Here is a 715-nt window from a genome sequence, read left to right as displayed (position 1 = left end):
CGACGACGCGGCGCACGCCGAACGTCTCGGCCATGCGGGAGATGTGGCGGGCGTAGTCGGCGCGGGTCTGGCCAGGCACCACGGCGATGGTGAGCACGTCCAGGCCGTCGCGGGAGTAGATGCCGACGATGCGCGGGGTGTAGAGGGTGCCGTAGTGCCGGATCGTCAGCTTGCAGGCGGTCATCAGCTGCGGCCACAGCGGCTCGATCTCATCGAGGCGGAACTTCGCGAACTGCGCGCAAGGGCGGCACAGGCACCAGGAGCGGTGGTAGTCACGCGGGTGGACCCACGCCCCGCACAGGCACTTGATCATCTGGACTCGGGCACCGCCGAACATCACCGCTCACCGCCGATCGCGGTCAGCAGGTCGAGCTGAGTGCCAGCGACCTCACGGGCAGCCGCAGCCGGGCGGGTGTCCGCGACGGGGCGGGTGGGGACAGGTACCGGGCGGACCATGGTCGGCAGCCAGGCACCACGGCCGAGCACCGCGCGGGCGTCCACGGGGGTGCTCACCTGGAGCATCACCGAGCGCAGGTCGACGTGCCCGGCCATGGCGATCTGTCGGGCCATCGCGGCGGCAGCGCCGGCCACTTCGATCAGGGTCGCGACTCGTAGCTCGTCGGCGAACCCGGCCATGAAAAGCGACCGGGACGCCAGGATCGCCGGAGCGGCAAGGGACGACACGAGCGCCGAGGACTCAGCAGCGTGATCGGGT

General features: G+C 70.9%; 2 protein-coding genes. Both read right to left on the bottom strand.

Annotation, left to right across the window (positions count from 1 at the left end; translation table 11 throughout):
• A partial coding sequence (locus Cco03nite_RS42075) for a hypothetical protein (protein ID WP_373314470.1) occupies positions 1 to 337 on the bottom strand: 337 nt, incomplete at its 3' end.
• A partial coding sequence (locus Cco03nite_RS42070) for a hypothetical protein (protein WP_203699642.1) occupies positions 337 to 715 on the bottom strand: 379 nt, incomplete at its 5' end. The genes Cco03nite_RS42070 and Cco03nite_RS42075, both read right to left, overlap by 1 nt.

The sequence above is a fragment of the Catellatospora coxensis genome, assembly GCF_016862635.1.
GTDB classification, from domain to species: Bacteria; Actinomycetota; Actinomycetes; order Mycobacteriales; family Micromonosporaceae; genus Catellatospora; species Catellatospora coxensis.
This window is presented reverse-complemented; position numbering and strand designations above follow the sequence as displayed.